Raw genomic sequence first — 19,979 nt, 5'->3', positions numbered from 1 at the left:
GCTGATGCGATCGGCCGTTGATTGATCGACTCGCCTTCAAGGAAGTCGCGGCGTCAGGCCGACCGAGATACCGCGACTTCCATGAACCCGAGTGGATCAAGCGCCGGACCGGGCGAGGCCGGCCCAACCGAGCGCCGGGGGCCGGGGCCGGCGTGGTGCGGGCGGGCTCGGCGTGACGCCGAGCCCGCCCGTCACCGTCGTGCTGATCGAATCGGGTCAGCGCTGCAGGGTCAGCAGACCCGGCCGGTACGGCAGGAGGCCGTAGTCGCCGCCGGAGCTGGGGGAACGGCCCTGGTAGAGCAGTTGCAGGTTGCAGGGGTCGACGGTCATGGTCTGGTCGGCGTTGGTGCGCAGCAGCTCACCGTGGCTGATGTCGTTGGTCCAGGTGGCGCCGCTGTTGGCCTTGCCGGCGAACGGGTTGCTCTCGCTGGTGGCCTGCGGCGTCCAGGAACCACCCAGGCTGGTGGCGGTGAACGAGCGGAAGTAGCGGCCCTGCGAGCCGATTGCCTCGACGATCATCAGGTAGCGACTCTGGCCCTGGAGTTTGTAGACCTGAACGGCCTCGAAGAGGTTGTTCGTGGTGTCGCTCATGATGGTCGTGTAGTTGGAGCCGAAGCTGCCCGGGAAGTTCCCGATCGGCATGCTGGCCCGGTAGATCTTGCCGTTGTCACCGGCGAAGAACAGGTACATGTTCTGGTCGTCACCGATGACCGCCTGGTCGATCGGCCCGGTGCCCGAACCGGTGATGCTTCCGCTGAACAGGGTCTGTGCGGCCGACCAGCCGTTCGGGTTGGTGGGGTTGGTCGAGGTCCGGTAGGAGAACGCCGGCCCACCCCACTGGTAGGCGAGCACCCAGATGTTCTTCGGCGCGAAGTAGAACAGCGACGGCGCGACTGTCGCGTTGTTCATCGCGTTCTGGCTGGCCGAGGCCATCTGCGAGTAGTTCGTGAAGAGGCCGAAGTTCATCGAGCCCCACCTGGTCCCGGTGTCGTGGGTGGTGGCGTAGACGAGTTGCTGGCCGTTGTAGGGGGCGACGGTGAAGTCCTTGAGCGACACCCAGCCCGACCTCGGGGTCGCCAGCTGGCCCGTCGACGACCAGCGGTACGTGGACGGGAGGTTGCACGTGGTCGGCGGCGGGGTGGTCGGCGGCGGATCGGTCGGCGGTGGGGTCGTCGGCGGGGTCGTCGTGCCGCCGGTGCAGGCGACACCGTTCAGGGCGAAGCTCGTCGGGTCGGGGTTGCTGCCCGTCCAGGACCCGTTGAACCCGAACGACACAGTGCCGTTGGTCGGGACCGCCCCGTTGTAGCCCACGTTCTTCGCCGTCACCGCCGACCCGCTCTGTGTCAGCGACGTGTTCCAGGACTGCGTCACCGTCTGTCCGGCGCCGTAGGACCAGGTCAACGTCCAGCTGCTCAAGGGATCACCGAGGTTCGTGATCGCCACGTTGGCGCCGAAGCCGCCCTGCCACTGCGACGACACGGCGTAGTTCACCGAACAACCCTCGGCCGCGGCGACAGCCGGCAGCGCCGCGACGACTGTCGACGACACCAGTAGACCGACGCCGGCAGCAACCAGACCGACATTGGTGGCTCTGGATCTGGCCATATAGCACCCTCCTCGCGGGACGGCGGCCTATACATTGGTGGCGGTCGCTGTGCGGTGACCGATTGTGAGCGTTAACAGGCCGCGTCACGCATGTTACGGGAGCGCTCCCATACCCTCAAGCTCATCTATCCCTCATTTTTCACGTCGACTTTTCCGGTGCGGCTGGCCCGGTGACGACGCTCCTCAGACGACCGTCACTGTGAGCACGCCAAACTGATCTCCCCGTTGCACGTAGTGCGGCAGGTAGAACTTCCACGTCACCGTCAGCTCGCGCCCGGCCCGCATCGAGGCCGGCACCTCGGCGACCATTTCGAACACGGCGCTGCCGCCGGCGGGGATCTGCGGGAGCGGGCCGCAGTTCAGCCGGTACAGCTGGGCCGAGTTCACCGCGTCGTTCGTCGCGTCGCCGAGCGAGAACCGTTCGACGAGGTAGCCCGGGCAGGGGTCCAGCGCGAGAGGGCCGTCGGTCGGGTTGCCGAGCGTCACCCGGAAGGTGAGCCGCGACCCGGCCGCAGCGGTCGCCGGCCCCTGGACAGCGACGGTGAGCCGGTCCAGCGGCGAGGACGGGGGCCTCGACACCGCCACCGGCTCGGTGAACCCACTCGCGGACAGCGTCGCTCGCGCCCGCGGGTTCACCCCCTCCCCCTGCGGACAACCCGGACGCTCGTCGGCGGTGACCGGCGCGCGCACCGTGCCGCCGTCGTGCGGTAGCTCGATCGCGAGTTCCACCGGCACGACGGTCGGCTGACAGAACGGCCCGGACCAGTCCAGACGTAGGCTGGCGTGGCCGCCGGCCGGCACGGCGACCACCCGGGTGCGGCCCTCCTCATTGATGCCGTGGGTGTAGAGCATCGGGATCTCGCGGCCGCCGGCGAGCATGGTCGTGGGCACCTCGCCCTGCAATGTGCACTCGACAGTCGACGAGTTCCGCACGTCCACTTCGCCGATGAGCTTGCCGATGGCCGCGTCGAAGCCCCGGGGGGTCTCACCGCCGGTGCCGGGCCGCGTCCAGCTGGTGAGCCGGCCGGTCAGCTGCTCCGCCCGGCACGGCTCGCTGCCGGCGGCCGGCGTCCTCGGGGCGGCGGGCCGCCCGTTGAGGTCCTCGTCGGTGATCTTCAGGTCGGCCCACGGGACGCTGCCGTCGGCGAGCAGTACGGTGGGCGCCGGCGCCGGCGCCACGGCCGTCGGGTCCGAGCGACCCGGCTGGGCGTTCGGCTCGGCGCACGCCGCCACCGCGGCGAGGACGATCAGCAGTGGCACCAGTAGTCGACGCATGCCGTCATCCTCACCCGAACCGACCGCACGAACCTGAGTAGCCGGGCTCAGCGACGATCACTCTCCGCTGGGCCCGGGTGTCTCGGCGATCACCACGGGAGTGCCGAGCTCGACGGTACGGGAGACCGTGCACAACCGGTCGTGCGACTGCTGCAGCGACCGGGGCAGCGCTGTACGGGCCGCGTCGCCGTCCGCGCCGTCGGGGAACGTCACTGTGAACTCGACCCGCAGGTTCCGCATCCGGTTTCCGCCGGCCTCGTCCCGGATCTTGTCACCGGTGACGGCGACGGTGAACTCGGTCGGCTCGGCGCGACGGCTGGTGATGTGGTCCACGTCCACGGCGGTGCAACCGCCGATGGCGGCCAGCAGCAACTCCACCGGGGTGAAACTGCCGTCCTCGCCCGTGCCCAACGACACCGACCCGCCACGGGAGTTCCGCACGACGTAGTTGCCCAGGCTGGTGCGCTCGATCGCCACCGAACGGAAGGTGTCCTCAGTCATGACAGAAAACTACCGGTAACCGCGATCACGAGTACATGAGATGCAAGGTCATCCCGGCATCGGCATGGGCCAGGTTGTGACAGTGGTTGGCCCACACCCCCGGGTTGTCGGCCCGGAACGCCACCTTCCACACCTCGCCCGGACGGACGTCGAACGAGTCGAGCCACAACGGGCTACCGGCCGCCGGCTCGCCATCGCGGGCCAGCACCAGGACGTGGTGGCCGTGCAGGTGCCACGGGTGCACGATCTGCGACCGGTTGACGATCGTGAACAGGACGACGTCGCCCCGGCGTACGACCTGCGGTGCGATGTCCGGGTCGGCCGCGCCGTTGACGGTGTGGGCGTACCGCGGCAGCAGTTTGCGCAGGTCGAGGCCGCGATCGAGGACCAGGGTGAACGTCTTGTCGAACCGGGACCAGGGCGCTGCGGCGGTCGCGCCGTAGCCGAGCGGGTCGAGCACCGGCCAGGCGCTGGTCGCCGTCGACACCGGTCCGGTCGAGTAGACCGCGCGTCCGTCGACGAACAGCGCCACAGGGGTCGCCGGCGCGGTGAAGACCAGGTCGTAGCGGCCCCCGGCCGGGATCAGCACTGCGGTGTCCTCCAGCGGCGTCGGACCCCGCAGGTCGACGCCGTCGACCGCGGCCACCCGGAACGCGGTACCGGCCACTGCGTAGCGGTGCGTCGTGCTGTCGGTGTTGATCAGTCGCAACCGCACCGGCACGCCAGCCTCGACCTGCTCCACTCTCGGCGCGGGCAACGGACGGCCCGCCAGGGTGTGTACCGGCACTGTGACGTCGAGGCCGGTCACCGGCCCTTGTCGCACCACCAGCACACCGTAGAGACCCATCCGCACGCCGACGTCGGAGGCAGAGTGCGTGTGGTACCAGTACGTTCCGGCCTGATCGGCGCGGAACCGGTAGACGAACTCCTGCCCGGGCCGCACCGCCGCCTGCGTCACCCCGGGCACACCGTCCTGATCGTTCGGCACGTCGTACCCGTGCCAGTGCACTGTGACGCCGCGGCCGATGTCCCGGTTGCGCAGCGTCACTTCCACCACGTCGCCGACGGTGGCGGTCAGCTCCGGCCCGGGTACCTGCCCGTTGAACGCCCAGGCCGCGACGTTCCGGCCGTCCGCGTCCACGGTGGCGGTCCCGGCGGTCAGGGTGAACCGCCGGGTAGGTTCGTCGGCGATCCGGGTCGCCGGATAGGCGTGGTCGTGCGGGACGGCGGGCGCGGCGCCCGGGGCGACGGTGAGCCCCACTCCGGTCAGCAGCGCCGCGACGGCCACCGCGAGAGCCATCCGGGACACCGTCCGGGACTGGCGCGCGCCGAGGGCACGTCCCGAGACCACTGTCGCCGCGACGACCCCGGCGACCGCGAGCAGCCCCGCCCCGGCCGACGCCGGATAGCCGTGCAGGATCGTCACGAGCAGGGCGCTGCTCGTGGCGTACCCGGCGAAGAGCAGCGGAAGCGCGACGGCCCGGATGTCGCCCGGGGCCCGCAGCAACCGCGGACCGGCGACGCCCACCGCCGCGAGCGACAGCGGGCCCGCGATCAAGATCTTCTCCGCGGCGAACCACCAGCCGGCGCGGGCGAGGGCGGTGATCGTGATCGCGCGGGCGAGCGTGGCGAGCAGCGCGACGGCAGCCAGTCCCAGTGCGAGCGGGCGGCGGCGGGCGGCGGACGCGGCGCCACCCCCCAGCCAGCCGGCGGTCGCGAGGACCGCGATCACGAGGTCGGCCACGAGCAGCGACCCGGTGCTCATGCCGGCTCCGCTTCCCGGGCGGGCACCCGAGTGGTGTCGGCCCGTTCCATGCCGGCCAGCTTGCGCGCCGCCCGGTGCACGCCGACCACGACGTGCACCGCGATGATTCCGTTGAGCGCGTGCAACCCGCCGATGGTCAGGCCGAGTGGAGTGCTGACACCCGACGCGTCAGTGGACGCCTCGGCCAGCATGGCGATGAGCGGCTGAAGGAGGACGAGGCCGATCGGCAGGATCGCCAGTCCGATGAGCTTTCCCGGCGCCTTCGCCAGCGCGGCGAACACTGCGGTGAGCACTGTGAGAATCGGGATGACCGCCATGCCGTTGACGCTGTGCAGCGCGTACGCGTCCTCACCGGCGGGTCTGGTGAAGCCGCCCACGGCGGCGAGAACGAACTGCACCGCGAACGCGACGAGCAACAGCAAGCTGATGACGACGAGTGCCTTGCGCATGGGTTACCTCCTAGAGGTGCGCCGAGGCGAGGGCCCGGGCGACGTGATCGGTGGCCGTGATCGCCCCGTACGCGACCAACCGCACGAGGTCGGCGTCGGCGGGGTGGGAGAGCCGCCACAGCGCGACGTCCCCTGGGCTGATCGCGCTGGGCGCGAACGCCGCCAGCAACGCGATCCGCGTCCCGATGCGGTCCGTGCCCGGCACATCCCGGACCAGGTCGACGGCCCAGTCCGCGGGCCGGGCCGGGAACCGCCCGTCCTCCCAGCGCACTGTCGCGGTGACGGTCTCGCGCGCCACGTCGCCCAGCAGATCCCCGCCCCGGGTGGCGGCATTGCGCAACGACGCGTAGGCGACGCCCACCGGGCTGTCCCCCGCCCAGGCTGGCGCTGCCGTCGTTTCGGCGTCGAGGAGCTGGAGGCTTCGGCCGGGCTCCTTCGACTCCCGGGCCGCCTTGGCGTAGAGCCGACCCCCTACCGAACGCACCAGTGGGGACCGTTGCAGGCCACCGGGGAGCAGATCGGGGTCGAGCAACGCCGAGACGACCCGGTTGATGAAGTGGAAGGCGAGCAGGGTGCCGGTGATCTCCGGGCGGTACGGGCTGGTCCAGTCGGCGGCCCTGGGGCTGCGGCTCGCCTGCGCCCAGCGGACGAGCTGGGCGTGCCCCGGCTCGGATGGCGTCTCGCCCCGGGCGACGGCCTCGGCCAGCCTCGGTTCACCCAGCGCGTGCAGCAGCAGCACGTGGGCGTCGACGCAGAATTGACAGCGGTTGGCCCTGGACACCGCAGCCGCGACGAGTTCGCGGTCGACCCGGGGCGCGTTCCCGGCGAGTAGCGCCTCCCGCATCAGTGCCCAGGTCGCGGCCAGCACCTCCGGCACGGCCGAGAGCGCCTGGAAGGTCGGCAACGGCCCGAGGAAGTCGTCGCGCGACTGTTGGTAGACCGCTGCGGTGAGGCCGGTGGCCGCCCGTGTCGGGGTGGGAGTGAAGAAGCGGTATGTCATGGGCTCGATGCTTGTGCCGGCGGACCGGGAAAGCGTCGTTCCGCCGCAGACACTTGCCGCGCCGCGCATACCGCGCCCGTGGTACGCCGCAGGTACCACGCGCGCGGGATGCTGCACCGACGACTGCCGTTCTACAGTGCGACCATGCGCCGCGACCTCCCGTACGCCCTCGGCGGTCTCGCCCTCGGCGTCCTCCTGCTCGGCAACGCCGTGCTCACCCCGGACGCCGCGCCGGTCGAGGTGCTCGACATCGCCCTGGTCCTGGCCATGGCGGTGGGCCTGGCGGCGTGCCGGCGCTACCCGGTGGTGGCGCTGGGCGTGGTCACCGTCGCCATGCTGGCCGTTCACGTCCGCGTGCACCCGGGGGTGTCCGCCGCGTTTCCCGTGCTCGGCGCGGTCTACGTCACCGCCTGGCAGGGGCGTCGGTGGGCCGCCGCCGTGGCCAGCCTCGCCTTCCTCGGTGGCTTCCTGGCCCGCGACATCTCGATGGCGCCGGCCGGCCGCCCCGGCCAACTCGTCGCCGAGCGGACGGCCCTGCTGCTGGGCTGGTTCGTGGCGGCCAACGTCGCCGGACTCGTCGCACGGCAGCGCCAGGCCTACCTGGAGCAGGTCGAGCAGCGGGCGATCGAGGCCGAACGCACCCGCGAGGAGATGGCGTTGCGGCGCGCCGGGGAGGAGCGCCTGCGCATCGCCCGCGACCTGCACGACTCGCTGACCCACAGCATCTCGGTGATCAAGGTGCAGGCCGGTATCGCCGTGCACCTGGCCCGCAAACACGGCGAGACACCGTCGCCCACGTTGCTGGCGATCCAGGAGGCCAGCGGCGCCGCGATGCGGGAGCTGCGCACGACCCTCGACGTCCTGCGCGCACCCGCCGACGGCGATCGCGTCGGGCTGGCCCGGGTGGACGAGCTGGCCGAGCGGACCCGCGCGGTCGGCGTACCGGTGCAGGTGACCGTCACCGGTCAGCGCGGAAACCTGCCCGACGAGGTCGACCAGGCCGGGTACCGGGTCATCCAGGAGGCCCTCACCAACGTGGCCCGCCACGCCGGCCCCGCGACCGCGCACATCCAGGTGGCGTACGCCCCGGCGCAGCTGACCGTCGCGGTCATCGACGACGGCCAGGCGTCGCCGGCCGAGCCCCCGACGCCCGGCGTGGGCCTGCGCGGCATGCGGGAGCGGGTCAGCGCACTGGGCGGCACGCTGCGGGCCGCCGCGCACGACGACCACGGGTTCACCGTGCGGGCCACCTTCCCGCTCGACGGGTGCGCGGTGACCGCCCGCCGCGGGGAGGAGCCGGGATGATCCGGGTGCTGCTCGCCGACGACCAGGCGCTGATGCGCGCCGGCTTCCGGGCACTGCTCGACGCCGAGGACCATCTGGAGGTCGTCGGCGAGGCGACCGACGGCACCTCTGCCGTCCACCTGTCGCGATGTCTGCGCCCCGACGTCGTCCTGATGGACGTGCAGATGCCGGGCCTCGACGGCATCGAGGCCACCCGGCGCATCGCCGCCGATCCCGACCTCGCCGCGGTCCGCGTTCTCATCCTCACCAACTACGGGCTCGACTCCTACGTGTTCGCCGCCCTCCGCGCGGGCGCCAGCGGCTTCCTCCTCAAGGACGCCGACCCCACCGACCTGCTGCACGCCGTCACCGTCGTCGCGCGCGGCGACGCGTTGCTCGCGCCGACCGTCACCCGCACGCTGATCAGTGAGTTCGTGGCCGGCCCACCGCCGGCGGTGCCGACGGCCGGACGCGACGTGCTGACCGCCCGGGAGCAGGAGGTCGTCGAGCTGGTCGCCCGCGGGCTGACCAACGACGAGATCGCCGCGCGCATGGTGATCAGTCCGCTGACCGCCAAGACACACGTCAACCGGGCCATGACGAAGCTGCACTGCCGCGACCGGGCCCAGCTTGTCGTGTGGGCGTACGAATCGGGGCTGATCACGCCACGTCGACGGTGATCGCCGTCTCCGCGAGCGGAGCCGATCAGCCCCCTTGGGAACATGAGGGACGGTCGACGCACTAGCATTGCCGCCGTCCGCGACGGCTCTGCTGAATCGAGGCGACATGCGTTGGCTCCGTCGACTGCTGGGCGGTAGGAAGGTCCAGCTCGACCCGGGACGCCAGCAGGCGCTGCTGCACGACGTCCAGTCCCGGTACGGCTCCCACGCGCGGATCCGGTTCAACGAGCAGGTCGACGCGCTCACCGGTTCGCTCGACAGCGACGACGGCCTGGTGGTGGCGACCCGGATCGTGAGTCAGGTCGCCGACGAGGCCCACGTGGACCTTCAGGCCCAGGCCCAGGAGATCCACCGACGGACGGGCCGACGGCTGCTGGTGCACCGCCGTAACTACCGGCCGCTGTGGAAGGAGGCCGGCCCGGCCCTGCGCTGGCCGCTGTTCGCGTTGCCGTGCGGCTTCCACCCGTACGCGCAGGTGACCGCCGCCGTCACTGTGGTCGGCAACCGGGCGCCCCGGCTCGACCGGGTGACCGACCCGAACCCGCTGGTGACCCGCGTGTTCGAGGTGCTCGACCTCACCACCTCCGGCTGGGAGTACGGCCGGGTGCGGGTGGACACCGACGCCGCCACCCTGGCCGATCGACTGATCGTCAGCGCCGGGCGGGTCCTCGCGGCCATGGACGACCCGCCGCGACTGCCGCCCGCGGTCCGGGAGCTGATGCGTCGTAACAACACCGTCGCCGTGCACGATCCGGCCGGCCCTCGGGCGGTCGGCGGGATCAACCTGGGCGCGCGGATGCGGGAGGAGTTCCTGGTCTGAGCCCGGCGGACCCGCGGTGACGACAACTGCGCGCAACCGCTTGCCGCCCCAGTGAGCACCGCTCGACCATGTGCGGATGGGGCCGGAGCGTCGGGTGATCGTCGGGGTCGACGTGGGCACCACTGCCGTGCGGGCTGTCGCGTTCGCACTGGACGGCACCGCACGACACGTCGCCACGCGGGAGTACCCGCTGCTTGAGCCGATGCCCGGCTGGCAGGTACAGGAGCCGGACGTGCTCATGGCGGCCACAGTGGCGGCGTTGTCCGCGTGTGTGGCCGGCACCGCCGGGGCGGAGGTGGTCGCGCTCGCGCTGAGTTCCGCCAGGTACGGCCTGATCGGGCTGGACGCGGCCATGACGCCGGTTACGCCACTGCTGACCCGGCGTGACATGCGGTCGTCGGAGGCGGCCCGTGAGTTGCGGTTGTCCGGCCAGAGCCGGGAGCTGCACCGGTTGACGGGCACACCTGTGCACCCGATGAACCCGTTCTGCAAGCTCCTGTGGTTCGCCCGGCACGAGCCGTACCTGTGCACGGCGACCCGGTGGTGGATCGGCCTCAAGGACTATGTGGTCCATCGACTCACCGGAATGTTGGTGACCGAGTTGTCCTCGGCGTCCGGCACCGGGATGTTCGACGTGCACCGTCGGGGCTGGAGTACCGCCGTCCTCGATCTCGCCGGGTTGTCCGAGAGTCAGCTGCCCCCGGTCCTGCCCACGACGGCGGTGCTGCGGTTGTCGCCGACGGCCGGGCGCGCGGTGGGCCTGCCCTCCGGCACACCGGTCGTCGTCGGCGCGGGAGACGGTCCCTTGCGGAGCCTGGGCGCGGCGGCGATCGACAACACCGTCGGTGGGCTGACGCTCGGGGCTACCGGGGCTCTGCGGACGGTCGTCGAGGGTCCCCTCTCCGAGCCGGTCGAGACGTTCTCCTGCGCTGCGTTGACCGACGACGCGTGGGTTGTCGGCGGCGCGGTCAGCAACGGCGGCAACGTCGTACGGTGGGCGGGGCGTGTCCTCGGTGACGACAGTGCCGTGCCTGCGCTCCTGGATCTCGCCGGGCGGATCGCGCCGGGCAGCGACGGTCTCGTGATGTTGCCCTACCTGCTGGCCGACGAGGCCCCGCTGCAGGGCTACGCAGCGCCGGGCGCGTTCCTGGGGCTGCGCAGCGAGCACTCGCGCGGCCACCTGGTCCGGGCCGCCGTCGAGGGCGTCTGCCTGCAACTCGGTGGTGTCCGTGACCGGCTGGCCGAGCTGACGCCGATCGGCAGCATCCGCCTGACCGGTGGGGCCTTCCGGTCTCCGCTGTGGCGCGAGGTGATGGCTGCGGTCCTGGACTGCCCGGTCCGCGTCGCAGGTGTGGCCGACCACGTCCCCCTCGGCGCGGCGGCGCTCGGGCTCTTCGCGATCGGCCACACCTCCGATCTTCGGGAGGCGGTCACGCAGCTCGATCCCGCTGTCGCGGGCGGCGAGCCCGTCGCTGTCGACCCGGCTCTCGCCGCGGCCTATCGCGGGCTGCGGACGAGGCTGCCCGCGCTCATCACGGTCGCGGGTCGCCTGGGTGAGATCCTCGACGCAAGCGTCGGCCTCAGTGCTCCGGCTCGTCCTTGACCTGCGCCACCAGTTGGGTCGGGTTGACGTAGCGCAGCGCGACGACGAGCAGGACCAGCATCATCGAGGTGTAGATGACCGCCATGGCGTCGACCGACTGCTGGGCCCTGATCCCGGACGCGGACATCGAGTAGTAGAGCGCCACCACGAGGGTCTGCGAGTCGGGCCCCGCGGTCAGGAAGGTGAGCTCGAACATGCCCACGGTCCGCACGAGCACGAGGATCGCGGAGGCGAGGATGCCCGGCACGAGCAGCGGCGTGAGGACCCGCAGGAACACCGTCCGCAGGCCCGCGCCGCACATGCGCGCCGCGCTCTCGATCCGCGGGTCGATCTGCTCGATGAACGGGGTCATGGTCAGGATGACGAAGGGCACCGACGGTACAAGGTTGGCGAGCACCACCCCGGACATGTGCCCGGCCAGGCCGAACTTGTACAGGACGGTCGCCAGCGGAATGCCGTACGTGATCGGGGGCATCAGGATGGGCAGCAGGAACACGAGGAAGATCAGTCGTTTGCCGGGGAACGAGCGCCGCGCGAGGGCGTAGGCGGCCGGCACGCCGATCACCAGCGAGAGCCCCACCACGAGTACGGAGACCTCCAGCGTCACGACGATGACCTGGAGGAGCGCGAACTCGTCCCAGGCTCGGGCGTACCAGCTGGTGGTGTAGCCGTCCGGGAGCCAGGTGTCGAACCACCGCTGGCCGAACGAGCTGACCAGCACGGACGCCACGACGCCGAGCAGGTTGAGGAAGAAGAAGATGACGGCGCCCCACACGATCCAGGCGGCCGGCCGGGCGACGATGCGCCGCCGCCGGTCGGTGCTGGTGGCGGGGGGCCGCGCGGGTGGGGCCTGGGTGGTCGTTGCCATCAGCCCTTGCCTCCGGTGGAGCCGGTGTAGAAGCGGCCGCGAGCGGCCAGCACCACCGCGATGATGACCAGCTCGACGAAGCCCATGATCATGGCAATCGCCGACGCGTACGGGTAGTCGTACTGCTCGTACGCCGCCTGGTAGGCGGCGAGGGAGATGACCCGGGTCTCACCGGCGGGGTTGCCGACCAGGACGGCCGACGGGAACACGCTGAACGCCAGGACGAACGTCAGGCAGAAGGTCGTGGCGAGGCCGGGCATCAGCAGCGGCAGGGTGATCCGGGTGAACCGGCGACGCCAGTCCGCGCCCAGGGTCGCGGCCGCCCGTTCCAGGGTCGGGTCGATGCCGGACAGGTACGAGAGCACCAGCAGGAACGCGAACGGAAAGCCGGTGATCACCAGGGAGAAGAACACCCCCCAGTAGTTGTGGGTCAGCCGCACCGGTTCGTCGACGAGGTGGGTGGCCAGCAGGATCCGGTTGAACCAGCCGGTCGGGCCGAGGAAGTTCAGCAACCCCTGCGCGGTGAGGACCGTGCCGAGCGTGATCGGCACGACCAGCAGCGTGGTGACCAGCCGCTTGCCCCGGAACCGGCCGCGCATCCGGTAGGCGATCGGCACCGCGGCGAGGACGTTCAGGAGCGCGGCGGGCAACGCGATCCGCAGCGTGATCCAGATCGTCCCCCGCTCGTAGGAGTCGGAGAAGAACCGGGCGTAGTCGCTGAACGGCCCGCCCCGGGTCGGCTGGAACGAGAGCGTCAGCCCGTAGAAGAACGGATAGAGGAACAGGGCGATGACGAAGACCAGGGCCGGGACCAGCAACCAGAGCTGACGGTCGACGCCCCGCTCGGCGAGACGGTGCTGCCAGTGCGCCAACGGCCTCCCGGGCCCGGCGCCGCTCACCGCGTCGCCCCCGGCGCATCCGTGAGGCGGTCGGTCGCCGCCGATTCGTCGGCGGGATAGACGAGCAGCCGCTGCGGGTCGACGGCGAGTTTGATCTGGTCTCCCGGCGCGATCCGCTGCTCGGTCCGCAGGTGCAGCAGCAGCCCGGTGTCGGTGCGGGCCTCGGCCGCCAACTCGCGGCCCTGGTACTCCACCACCTCCACGGTCGCCGACATGGCGTTGCGGGTCTCGCCGGGCCCGTCGACGCGGATGTCCTCGGGGCGTACCGCGACCACCGCCTCCACCCCGGTCCGCAGGGTCCCCACCACCTCACCGAGCAGGCGGTGGCCGGACGACTCCACTGTGGCCCTGCCGCCGTCGGACTGCTCCGCCCGCCCCCGCCACAGGTTGCGGTAGCCCATGAAGTCGGCGACGTGCCAGTTCGCCGGCCGGGTGTGCAGCTCACGTGGCGAGCCGATCTGCTGCACCCGCCCCTCCCGCAGCACCACCAGCCGGTCGGCCAGGGACAGCGCCTCCTCCTGGTCGTGGGTCACGTAGACGGTGGTGAGCCCCAGCGACTGGTGCAGCCGGCGGATCTCGGTCCGCATCTCCAGGCGCAGCTTGGCGTCGAGGTTGCTCAACGGTTCGTCCATCAACACCAGGGACGGCTCGAACACGACGGCACGGGCGATGGCCACGCGTTGCTGCTGGCCACCAGAGAGCTGACCGGGCAGCTTGTCGACGTGGTCCTCCAGTCGCACCAGCCGCACCGCCTCCTCCGTACGCCGGCGCGTCTCCTCCCTGGGCAGTCGCCGCATGCGCAGCCCGAAGGCGATGTTCGCCCGGACCGTCAGGTGCGGGAAGAGGGCGTAGCTCTGGAACACCATGCCGAAGCCGCGCCGCTCCGGTGGGAGCGTGTCGATGCGCCGCTCGTCCTGCCAGATGCTCCCCGCCGTCAACGGGAGCAGGCCGGCCAGGCAGTTCAAGGCCGTCGACTTGCCGCAGCCGGACGGGCCGAGCAGGGCGATGAACTCTCCCGCCTCGATCGTCAGGTCCAGTTCGGTGAGCGCGGCCTGGCCGCCGAACCGGCGGGACACCCCGTCCAGCCGCAGCTGGGTGAAGGCGCTCATCCCTGCTTGACCTTGCCGCCGCCGATCTCGCGGTCCCAGCGGCTGAACGCCGCCACCAGGCTCTTGGCGTCGAGCGGGACCTCGGTCGGGTTCCCGGCGATCAGCGCGTCGTACTCGGGGCGACCGAACTCCCGGATCGCGTCCTGGCTCTTCTGCGGCGCCGACGAGAGCTGGACCTCCTTGATCGCCGGGCCCGGGTAGAAGTAGCCCTCGTCGTACGCCTTCGCCTGCTGTTCGGGGGTGAGCATGAACGCCAGCAGGGCCAGCACCGCGGCCTGGGTGTCGGTCGATACGCCCTTGGGCATGACGGCGTAGTGCGCGTCGGTGACCCAGTGGAAGCCGTCGATGGGGGTGATCCTGGCCTCCTTGGGCACCGTGCCGAGCACCCGCGGGTTGATGTCCCAACCGGTCGTGCTGACGATCAGGTGCGCGGTGCCGTTGGCGAGGTTCTTCATCGTCTCGGTGGTGCCGGACGGGTAGTAGTCGACGTACTGGCCCAACTCCTTGAGGAAGGCCCACGTCTTGTCCCATCCCGCGGTGGGGTCCTTGGGGTTCGAGTCGCCCAGGATGTAGGGCAGACCCATCAGGAACGTCCGACCCGGGCCGGAGTTGGCCGGGCGGGCGTACTGGAATTTCCTGGGGTTGGCCCTGGCCCAGGAGAGCAGGGCCTCCGCGCTGGTGGGTGGTGAGGCGAGGCGCGCCGGCAGATATTCGAGCAGGGGCCCTGACGGGTAGTAGGTGACGGTGACGCCCGCGTTGCCGGCGAGCTTCTGCATCGCGGCCGCCGGCTCCAGGTAGTTGCTCATCCCGCCGAGGCGGTCCTGGAAGGTCGGCAACACGTCGATCCAGAGCCCCTGCTCGATTCCGGCCGCCAGGCCGTCGACGCCGGTCAGCACGAGACCGATGTCCACCCGGTCAGCGCCCTGCTGGGCCTTGATCTTCCCGGCCAGCTCGGGCGCCGGCGCTTTCGAATAGGTCACCCGGGAGATCACGTCGGGGTTCTTCGAGACGAACTCGTCGATCATCCCCTGGGTCAGCTGGAGGTTGCCCGCCACGTCGAGGACGTTGAGTGTGACGGCCTTGCCGGGCCGCTGTGGCACCTCGCCGGTGCTGTCGCCAGCGGTGTCACCGGGAGCCTCGGGTGCCCCACACCCGACGGCGCCCACCAGGAGTGACGATGCCGTGACCAGGAGAGCGCCGCGCCGCGAGATACCCATGAGCCGTTCCCTCCGCCAGGTGTCATCCCCGCTGATTGAGGCAGCCGGCGCGCCGCGGCGGCAACGGGTTGCCATGTATTGCCTCGCACGAATGCGATCGGGCAGCCGGATTGTTGCCGGGGCATTGCCGAGTATTCACCGCCGCCATAGCATGATCACGGCGCGTAGCCGGGAGGAGCATGAAGATGCCCGACCACACCAGGCCGCCGGGAACGAGAGTCACGATCTACGACGTCGCCTCCGAGGCCGACGTCTCACCGTCCACCGTGTCCCGCGCCTTCTCCCGACCGAGTCGGGTCAACTCCGAGACCGCCGAACGGATCCGGCAGGTCGCCGAGCGGCTGGGCTACCGGACCAACCCCCTCGCCCGCGCCCTCACCACCTCCCGCACCCAGATGATCGCGCTGGTCATCGCCGACATCACCAACCCGGTGTACGCCGAGATCGTGCGCGGCGCGCAGGAGGTCGCGGCCGATGGCGAATACACCACTGTGCTGATCGACGCCCAGGAGTCCGACCGGCTGGAACGGGCGGCGGTCGAACGCACCATGTCGACAGTCGACGGCATCGTGCTGGCCAGCAGCCGGATGTCCGACTCGGCCATCCGGATGGTCGCCAAGCAGCGGCCGGTGGTGGTCCTCAACCGCGCCCTCGCCGACGTGCCGTGCGTCGTCACGGACGACCCGCGTGGGGTACGACGGGCAGCTGAGCACCTCGGCGAACTGGGGCACGACCACATCACCTACGTCGCCGGGCCGCAGGCGTCCTGGCCCAACGGCATCCGCTGGCGCTCGCTGCTCGAGGCGGGCATGGAGTTGGAGATCAAGGTTCGCCAGATCGGGCCGTTCAGCCCCACCATGGCAGGCGGTGAGCGGGCCGCGCAGGAGCTGTGCGCGCGTCCCGCGACGGCGGTCCTCGCCTTCAACGACCAGATGGCCATCGGGATCATCCGCGGCCTCAGCCGGATGGGTGTCAACGTTCCGGGCGACGTCAGCGTCGTGGGATTCGACAACATCCTCGCCGCCGACATCGTCACCCCCGGGCTCACCACCGTCGCGGCACCGCTCTTCGCGGAGGGCTCGGCCGCTACCCGGCACCTCCTCACGATGATCGAGGGGGCACCCGGGCACACCGGCCGACCAATGGTCCTGCCGGTACGCCTCGTGGTCCGCGACTCGACAGCCGTGCGCAAGCCGAGCCCCGGTCGGGCCCGACCAGCGTGGGTACGGCAGCGGCCCGTTCCCGGCCCGGCGGCCCACCTGCCGTGAGGGCCGCACGGCCCCGCGACAAGAAACGACAACTCGTTGCCGAGGCAGAGCCACGCCGGGAAGGATCGACGCGCATCCATCCAGCAACGTCGTTGCGCTCGCGGGACGGGCCGAACGGCGTCCCCAGCGGACGAACGAGGAGATGGCGATGAACCGAGCTTCGGTGCCCCGGCTACGGCGAACCCTCATCGTGCTGGGCACGGCACTCGCCACCGTCGCGGCCACCCTCACTGTCGCCACCACCGCGCCGGTGGCCGCGGCCCCGTCGTCGCCGGACGACTACAGCGGCTCCGACCTGTGGCTGCGGTACGTGCCGGTCGACGACGCGAAGCTGCTGCGCGACTACCGCCGCGCGGCCACGGCGATCGTGGTCGAGAACGCCGACACCACGAAGGTCCACCGGCACACGACGGACCTCGCCATGGCCCCCGGCTCCGCCGAGAAGCTCGTCGAGACCACGCTGGGCGCCGCCCGCGACGAACTGGTCCGCGGCCTGGGTGGGCTGCTCGGTCAGCCGACACCCGTGGCGACTGTCGACGGCGGCTCGGTCCCGGACGGCGCGATATTGGTGGGCACGCCGACGAGTTCGCCGCTGGTGGGCCGCACCATCGCGACCCGCGACCTGGCCACCGTGGGCGACGAGGGTTACCTCGTCCGCTCGGTGTCGACGGGCAGGTCGCGGTTCACCGTCATCGCCGGCAACACCGACCTCGGCGCGCTGTACGGCACCTTCGCCTTCCTCCGGCTGCTACAGACCCAGAAACCCATCGATCACCTCCGCGTCGCCGAGTCACCGAAGATCAAGCATCGGTTGCTGAACAACTGGGAGACCGAGCGCCTCTACGCGGGCAACAACGCCTCCGGAATCGGCGGGCTGAACGGGGAGAGCGGGGCGATCTTCAACTTCGCCGCGACCGGTGCCAGCGCCGGCCGGAACCTGCCCGTCATTCTCGACCGCTACCTCGTCATGGCCCGCGCGTTGGCGTCGCTGGGCATCAACGGCATCACCATCAACAACGTCAACGCCGACAACGCGTACCTGACCAGCGCCCGCATCGCGCAGGAGGCTGCCCTCGCCGACGCGCTGCGCCCGTACGGGATCAGGCTGGGCCTGTCGATCCGCTACACCGCGCCCACCGACAGCCGGTTCGCACCGGACACGCTGACCAACAGTCAACTCGACCCGTACGGCGCGGATTTCCGGGGCTGGTGGCACCGCCGGGCCCAGCAGATCCAGGCCGCGATCCCGGACTTCATGGGCCTCACCGTCAAGGCCAACTCCGAGGGCCAGCCGGGGCCACAGGACTTCGGGTACGACCACGGTGACGGCGCCAACGCCATCGCCGCCGCGGTGGCACCGCTCGGGATGACAGTGCACTGGCGGACGTTCGTCTACAACGCCGAGGTCGACAACGACCGGCTCAAGCGGGCCTACCTGGAGTTCGGGCCGATCGACGACGAGGTGCAGCCGGACGGCAGCCGGGGGCGCTTCGCCGACAATGTGTTCCTCCAGACCAAGAACGGGCCACTGGACTTCCAGGCCCGGGAGCCCATCCACCCGATGTTCGGCCGGATGGAGAACACCAACCAGGCCCTGGAACTCCAGATCACGCAGGAGTACACCGGCCAGAACTGGATGCTGGCCTACCTCGGCCCGATGTACGAGGAGATCCTCAAGACCGACACGTACGCGACCGACGCGAACGGGAAGCTGCTGAAGAAGCGCCTGGTCGGCAACATCGTCGACGGGACCGCCCAGCACCACCCGGACACCGCCATCGTGGGTGTCGCCAACCTCGGCAACGCCGACAACCTGACCGGGCACCACTTCGCCCAGGCCAACCTGTTCGCCTTCGGACGTCAGGCGTGGGACTGGACGCTCGAATCGGCGGACATCGCGACCGACTGGACGCGGATGACCTGGAGCAACGACCGGCGCGTCGTCGACACCATCCGCGCGATGATGATGGGCTCGTGGGAGTCGCTGGTCAGCTACCAGACGCCGCTGGGCATCGGCCACCAGTTCGCCGAGGGCGTCCACTACCGTCCCGACCCCGCCGACTGGGCCGGGCGTGACGACTGGAGCCCGACCTACTACAACAAGGCCGACAGCGTCGGTCTGGGCTTCGACCGCTCCCCCACCGGCAGCAACCTGGCCGCCCAGTACTTTCCCCGCTTGCAGCGGCGCTACGGGAACATCGACTCGGTTCCGGAGAACCTGCTGATGTGGTTCCACCACGTGCCGTGGGGCCATCGGATGGACAGCGGCCGGACGTTCTGGGACGAGCTGGTCTACCGCTACCAGATGGGCGTGCAGTACGTGACCTGGATGCGGGAGACCTGGGACGCGCTCCGGCCCGACATCGACGCACGCCGGTTCGCTGAGGTACGCGCCAAGCTGGCGGTCCACGAGGCGGACGCCGCCGACTGGCGGGACACGTCGGTGAACTACTGGAAGGAGTTCAGCGGGCGGGACATCCCGGTCGACGACGCACCGCTGTCGGCGACGATCGTCGTGAACGGGAAGACGTTCGGCGGCTTCAACCTGTCGGACGCCTCGTACACCATCCCGGTGCCGGCCGGGGCGTCGCCGACCATCACGAAGGTACGGACGGCCGACCGGAAGGCCCGCTACGAGATCGTCTCCCAGGCGTCCGCCGTACCCGGTCAGGCGGTCGTCAAGGTCACGACGGAGGGCTTCTTCGGCCCCCTGGTGAAGAACTACGTCTTCAACCTGGTGCCCGACACGACGCTGAGGGCCCTGCGGGTCGGCGGCAAGCGCCTGACGTCCTTCGCGCCGACGGTGCTGCGCTACAACGCCCTCGTGCCGGCCGGCACCACCACAGTGCCGACGGTCACCGCCACCACCGCCGACCCCGCCGCCTCGGTCGCTGTCGAGCAGGCGACCGGCCCCACCGGTCAGGCTCGGATCACCGTCACGAACGGCGGAGCGTCGTCGGTCTACACGGTGGACCTGAACACCACCCTCACCGGCAGCGACGAGTTCGACTCGACCCAGCTCGGCCCGCAGTGGCAGTGGGTCCGTCCGGACGAGAGCAGCCGGCGTCTGACCGACGGGTCCCTGGTCGTCACCGCGCAGCAGGGCGACCTCCAGGGCAACGCCAACACCGCGCGGAACCTGGCCCTGCAGGACGTCGACGGCGACTGGACGGCCGAGTCCCGGGTCGTCTTCTCCCGCCCACTCGCCGCCAACAACGAACAGGGCGGTGTGCTCGGGTACGCAGACGACGACAACTACGTGAAGCTCGCCTGGGAGATGGGCAACGCGACAGCGGCCGTCAACAAGACCCGGATCGTCTTCCTGCGCGAACAGAACGGCACGGCGTCCACCCTGGAGATCACCGGAGCCGACGCCCAGCGGATCGTCGGGGCCGACGGCGCCATCTGGCTGCGACTGACCAAGATCGGCGACAGCTACCGCGCCTACTACTCCACCGACGGAAGCGTCTACCGCTACATCGGCTCCCAGACGCTGAACGTGGAGCCGACGAAGGCTGGGCTGCTGGCGTTCAACCGGGCCGGCACGTCCACCGACCTCGACGTCGCCTTCGACTACTTCCGGATCGAGAGCCGAGGGGAGCACATCCGCTAGGTGCTACTGGCGAATTGCGGCTC

General features: G+C 70.7%; 16 protein-coding genes. 6 read left to right on the top strand and 10 right to left on the bottom strand.

Features of this window, described 5'->3' with window-relative positions; all coding sequences use genetic code 11:
- Positions 1–216: 216 nt before the first annotated feature.
- From IW249_RS22170 to IW249_RS22145, 6 genes are all read right to left on the bottom strand, one after another.
- Positions 217–1,605 (bottom strand): glycoside hydrolase family 62 protein, encoded by a 1,389-nt coding sequence (locus tag IW249_RS22170; RefSeq protein WP_196922513.1) that lies wholly within the window; start codon positions 1,603–1,605, stop codon positions 217–219.
- Positions 1,606–1,788: 183 nt separating this feature from the next.
- Positions 1,789–2,880, bottom strand: coding sequence for a hypothetical protein (locus IW249_RS22165; RefSeq protein ID WP_196922512.1), 1,092 nt, complete (start codon positions 2,878–2,880; stop codon positions 1,789–1,791).
- 57 nt (positions 2,881–2,937) lie between these two features.
- Positions 2,938–3,381, bottom strand: a complete 444-nt coding sequence (locus tag IW249_RS22160) for an OsmC family protein (protein WP_196922511.1) — start codon at positions 3,379–3,381, stop codon at positions 2,938–2,940.
- A 25-nt stretch (positions 3,382–3,406) separates the two neighbouring features.
- Positions 3,407–5,146, bottom strand: a complete 1,740-nt coding sequence (locus IW249_RS22155) for a multicopper oxidase family protein (protein ID WP_196922510.1) — start codon at positions 5,144–5,146, stop codon at positions 3,407–3,409.
- On the bottom strand, positions 5,143–5,595 hold the full coding sequence (locus IW249_RS22150; protein WP_196922509.1) for a DUF6220 domain-containing protein: 453 nt from the start codon (positions 5,593–5,595) through the stop codon (positions 5,143–5,145). Before IW249_RS22150 ends, IW249_RS22155 begins: the two co-directional genes overlap by 4 nt.
- A 10-nt stretch (positions 5,596–5,605) precedes the next feature.
- A complete protein-coding gene (locus tag IW249_RS22145; protein ID WP_196922508.1) occupies positions 5,606–6,595 on the bottom strand; it encodes a carboxymuconolactone decarboxylase family protein in 990 nt (329 codons plus the stop codon).
- 144 nt (positions 6,596–6,739) lie between these two features.
- On the opposite strand from IW249_RS22145, the gene IW249_RS22140 reads away from it, so the two are divergent.
- The 4 genes from IW249_RS22140 (at position 6,740) to IW249_RS22125 (ending at position 10,982) form a co-directional block, all read left to right on the top strand.
- Positions 6,740–7,900: a sensor histidine kinase gene (locus tag IW249_RS22140; RefSeq protein WP_231392615.1), complete on the top strand. Its 1,161-nt coding sequence runs from the start codon at positions 6,740–6,742 to the stop codon at positions 7,898–7,900.
- Positions 7,897–8,559 carry a response regulator gene (locus tag IW249_RS22135; RefSeq protein WP_196922506.1) on the top strand — a complete coding sequence of 221 codons (663 nt, stop codon included), beginning with the start codon at positions 7,897–7,899 and terminating at the stop codon, positions 8,557–8,559. The genes IW249_RS22140 and IW249_RS22135 overlap by 4 nt, the downstream gene beginning before the upstream one ends.
- A 106-nt stretch (positions 8,560–8,665) precedes the next feature.
- A complete protein-coding gene (locus tag IW249_RS22130; RefSeq protein ID WP_196922505.1) occupies positions 8,666–9,379 on the top strand; it encodes a hypothetical protein in 714 nt (237 codons plus the stop codon).
- Between the two features lie 76 nt (positions 9,380–9,455).
- On the top strand, positions 9,456–10,982 hold the full coding sequence (locus tag IW249_RS22125) for a gluconokinase (protein ID WP_196922504.1): 1,527 nt from the start codon (positions 9,456–9,458) through the stop codon (positions 10,980–10,982).
- On the opposite strand, the gene IW249_RS22120 is transcribed toward IW249_RS22125, so the two are convergent.
- From IW249_RS22120 to IW249_RS22105, 4 genes are read right to left on the bottom strand one after another with little or no spacing between them, the layout of a single operon-like run.
- Complete coding sequence (locus IW249_RS22120) at positions 10,960–11,850, bottom strand: ABC transporter permease (RefSeq protein ID WP_196922503.1); 891 nt, start codon at positions 11,848–11,850, stop codon at positions 10,960–10,962. The genes IW249_RS22125 and IW249_RS22120 overlap by 23 nt on opposite strands.
- Entirely contained in the window at positions 11,850–12,722 is an 873-nt protein-coding gene (locus IW249_RS22115) for an ABC transporter permease (RefSeq protein WP_231392614.1), read from the bottom strand. Before IW249_RS22115 ends, IW249_RS22120 begins: the two co-directional genes overlap by 1 nt.
- Before the next feature lie 23 nt (positions 12,723–12,745).
- Entirely contained in the window at positions 12,746–13,858 is a 1,113-nt protein-coding gene (locus IW249_RS22110) for an ABC transporter ATP-binding protein (RefSeq protein WP_196922501.1), read from the bottom strand.
- Positions 13,855–15,075 carry an ABC transporter substrate-binding protein gene (locus tag IW249_RS22105; RefSeq protein WP_196922500.1) on the bottom strand — a complete coding sequence of 407 codons (1,221 nt, stop codon included), beginning with the start codon at positions 15,073–15,075 and terminating at the stop codon, positions 13,855–13,857. Before IW249_RS22105 ends, IW249_RS22110 begins: the two co-directional genes overlap by 4 nt.
- A gap of 185 nt (positions 15,076–15,260) precedes the next feature.
- On the opposite strand from IW249_RS22105, the gene IW249_RS22100 reads away from it, so the two are divergent.
- Both IW249_RS22100 and IW249_RS22095 read left to right on the top strand, forming a co-directional pair.
- Complete coding sequence (locus IW249_RS22100; RefSeq protein ID WP_196922499.1) at positions 15,261–16,343, top strand: LacI family DNA-binding transcriptional regulator; 1,083 nt, start codon at positions 15,261–15,263, stop codon at positions 16,341–16,343.
- Between the two features lie 148 nt (positions 16,344–16,491).
- A complete protein-coding gene (locus IW249_RS22095) occupies positions 16,492–19,956 on the top strand; it encodes an alpha-glucuronidase family glycosyl hydrolase (RefSeq protein ID WP_196922498.1) in 3,465 nt (1,154 codons plus the stop codon).
- Positions 19,957–19,979: the final 23 nt, after the last annotated feature.

The organism is Micromonospora vinacea (genome assembly GCF_015751785.1).
Lineage (GTDB): Bacteria > Actinomycetota > Actinomycetes > Mycobacteriales > Micromonosporaceae > Micromonospora > Micromonospora vinacea.
This window is presented reverse-complemented; position numbering and strand designations above follow the sequence as displayed.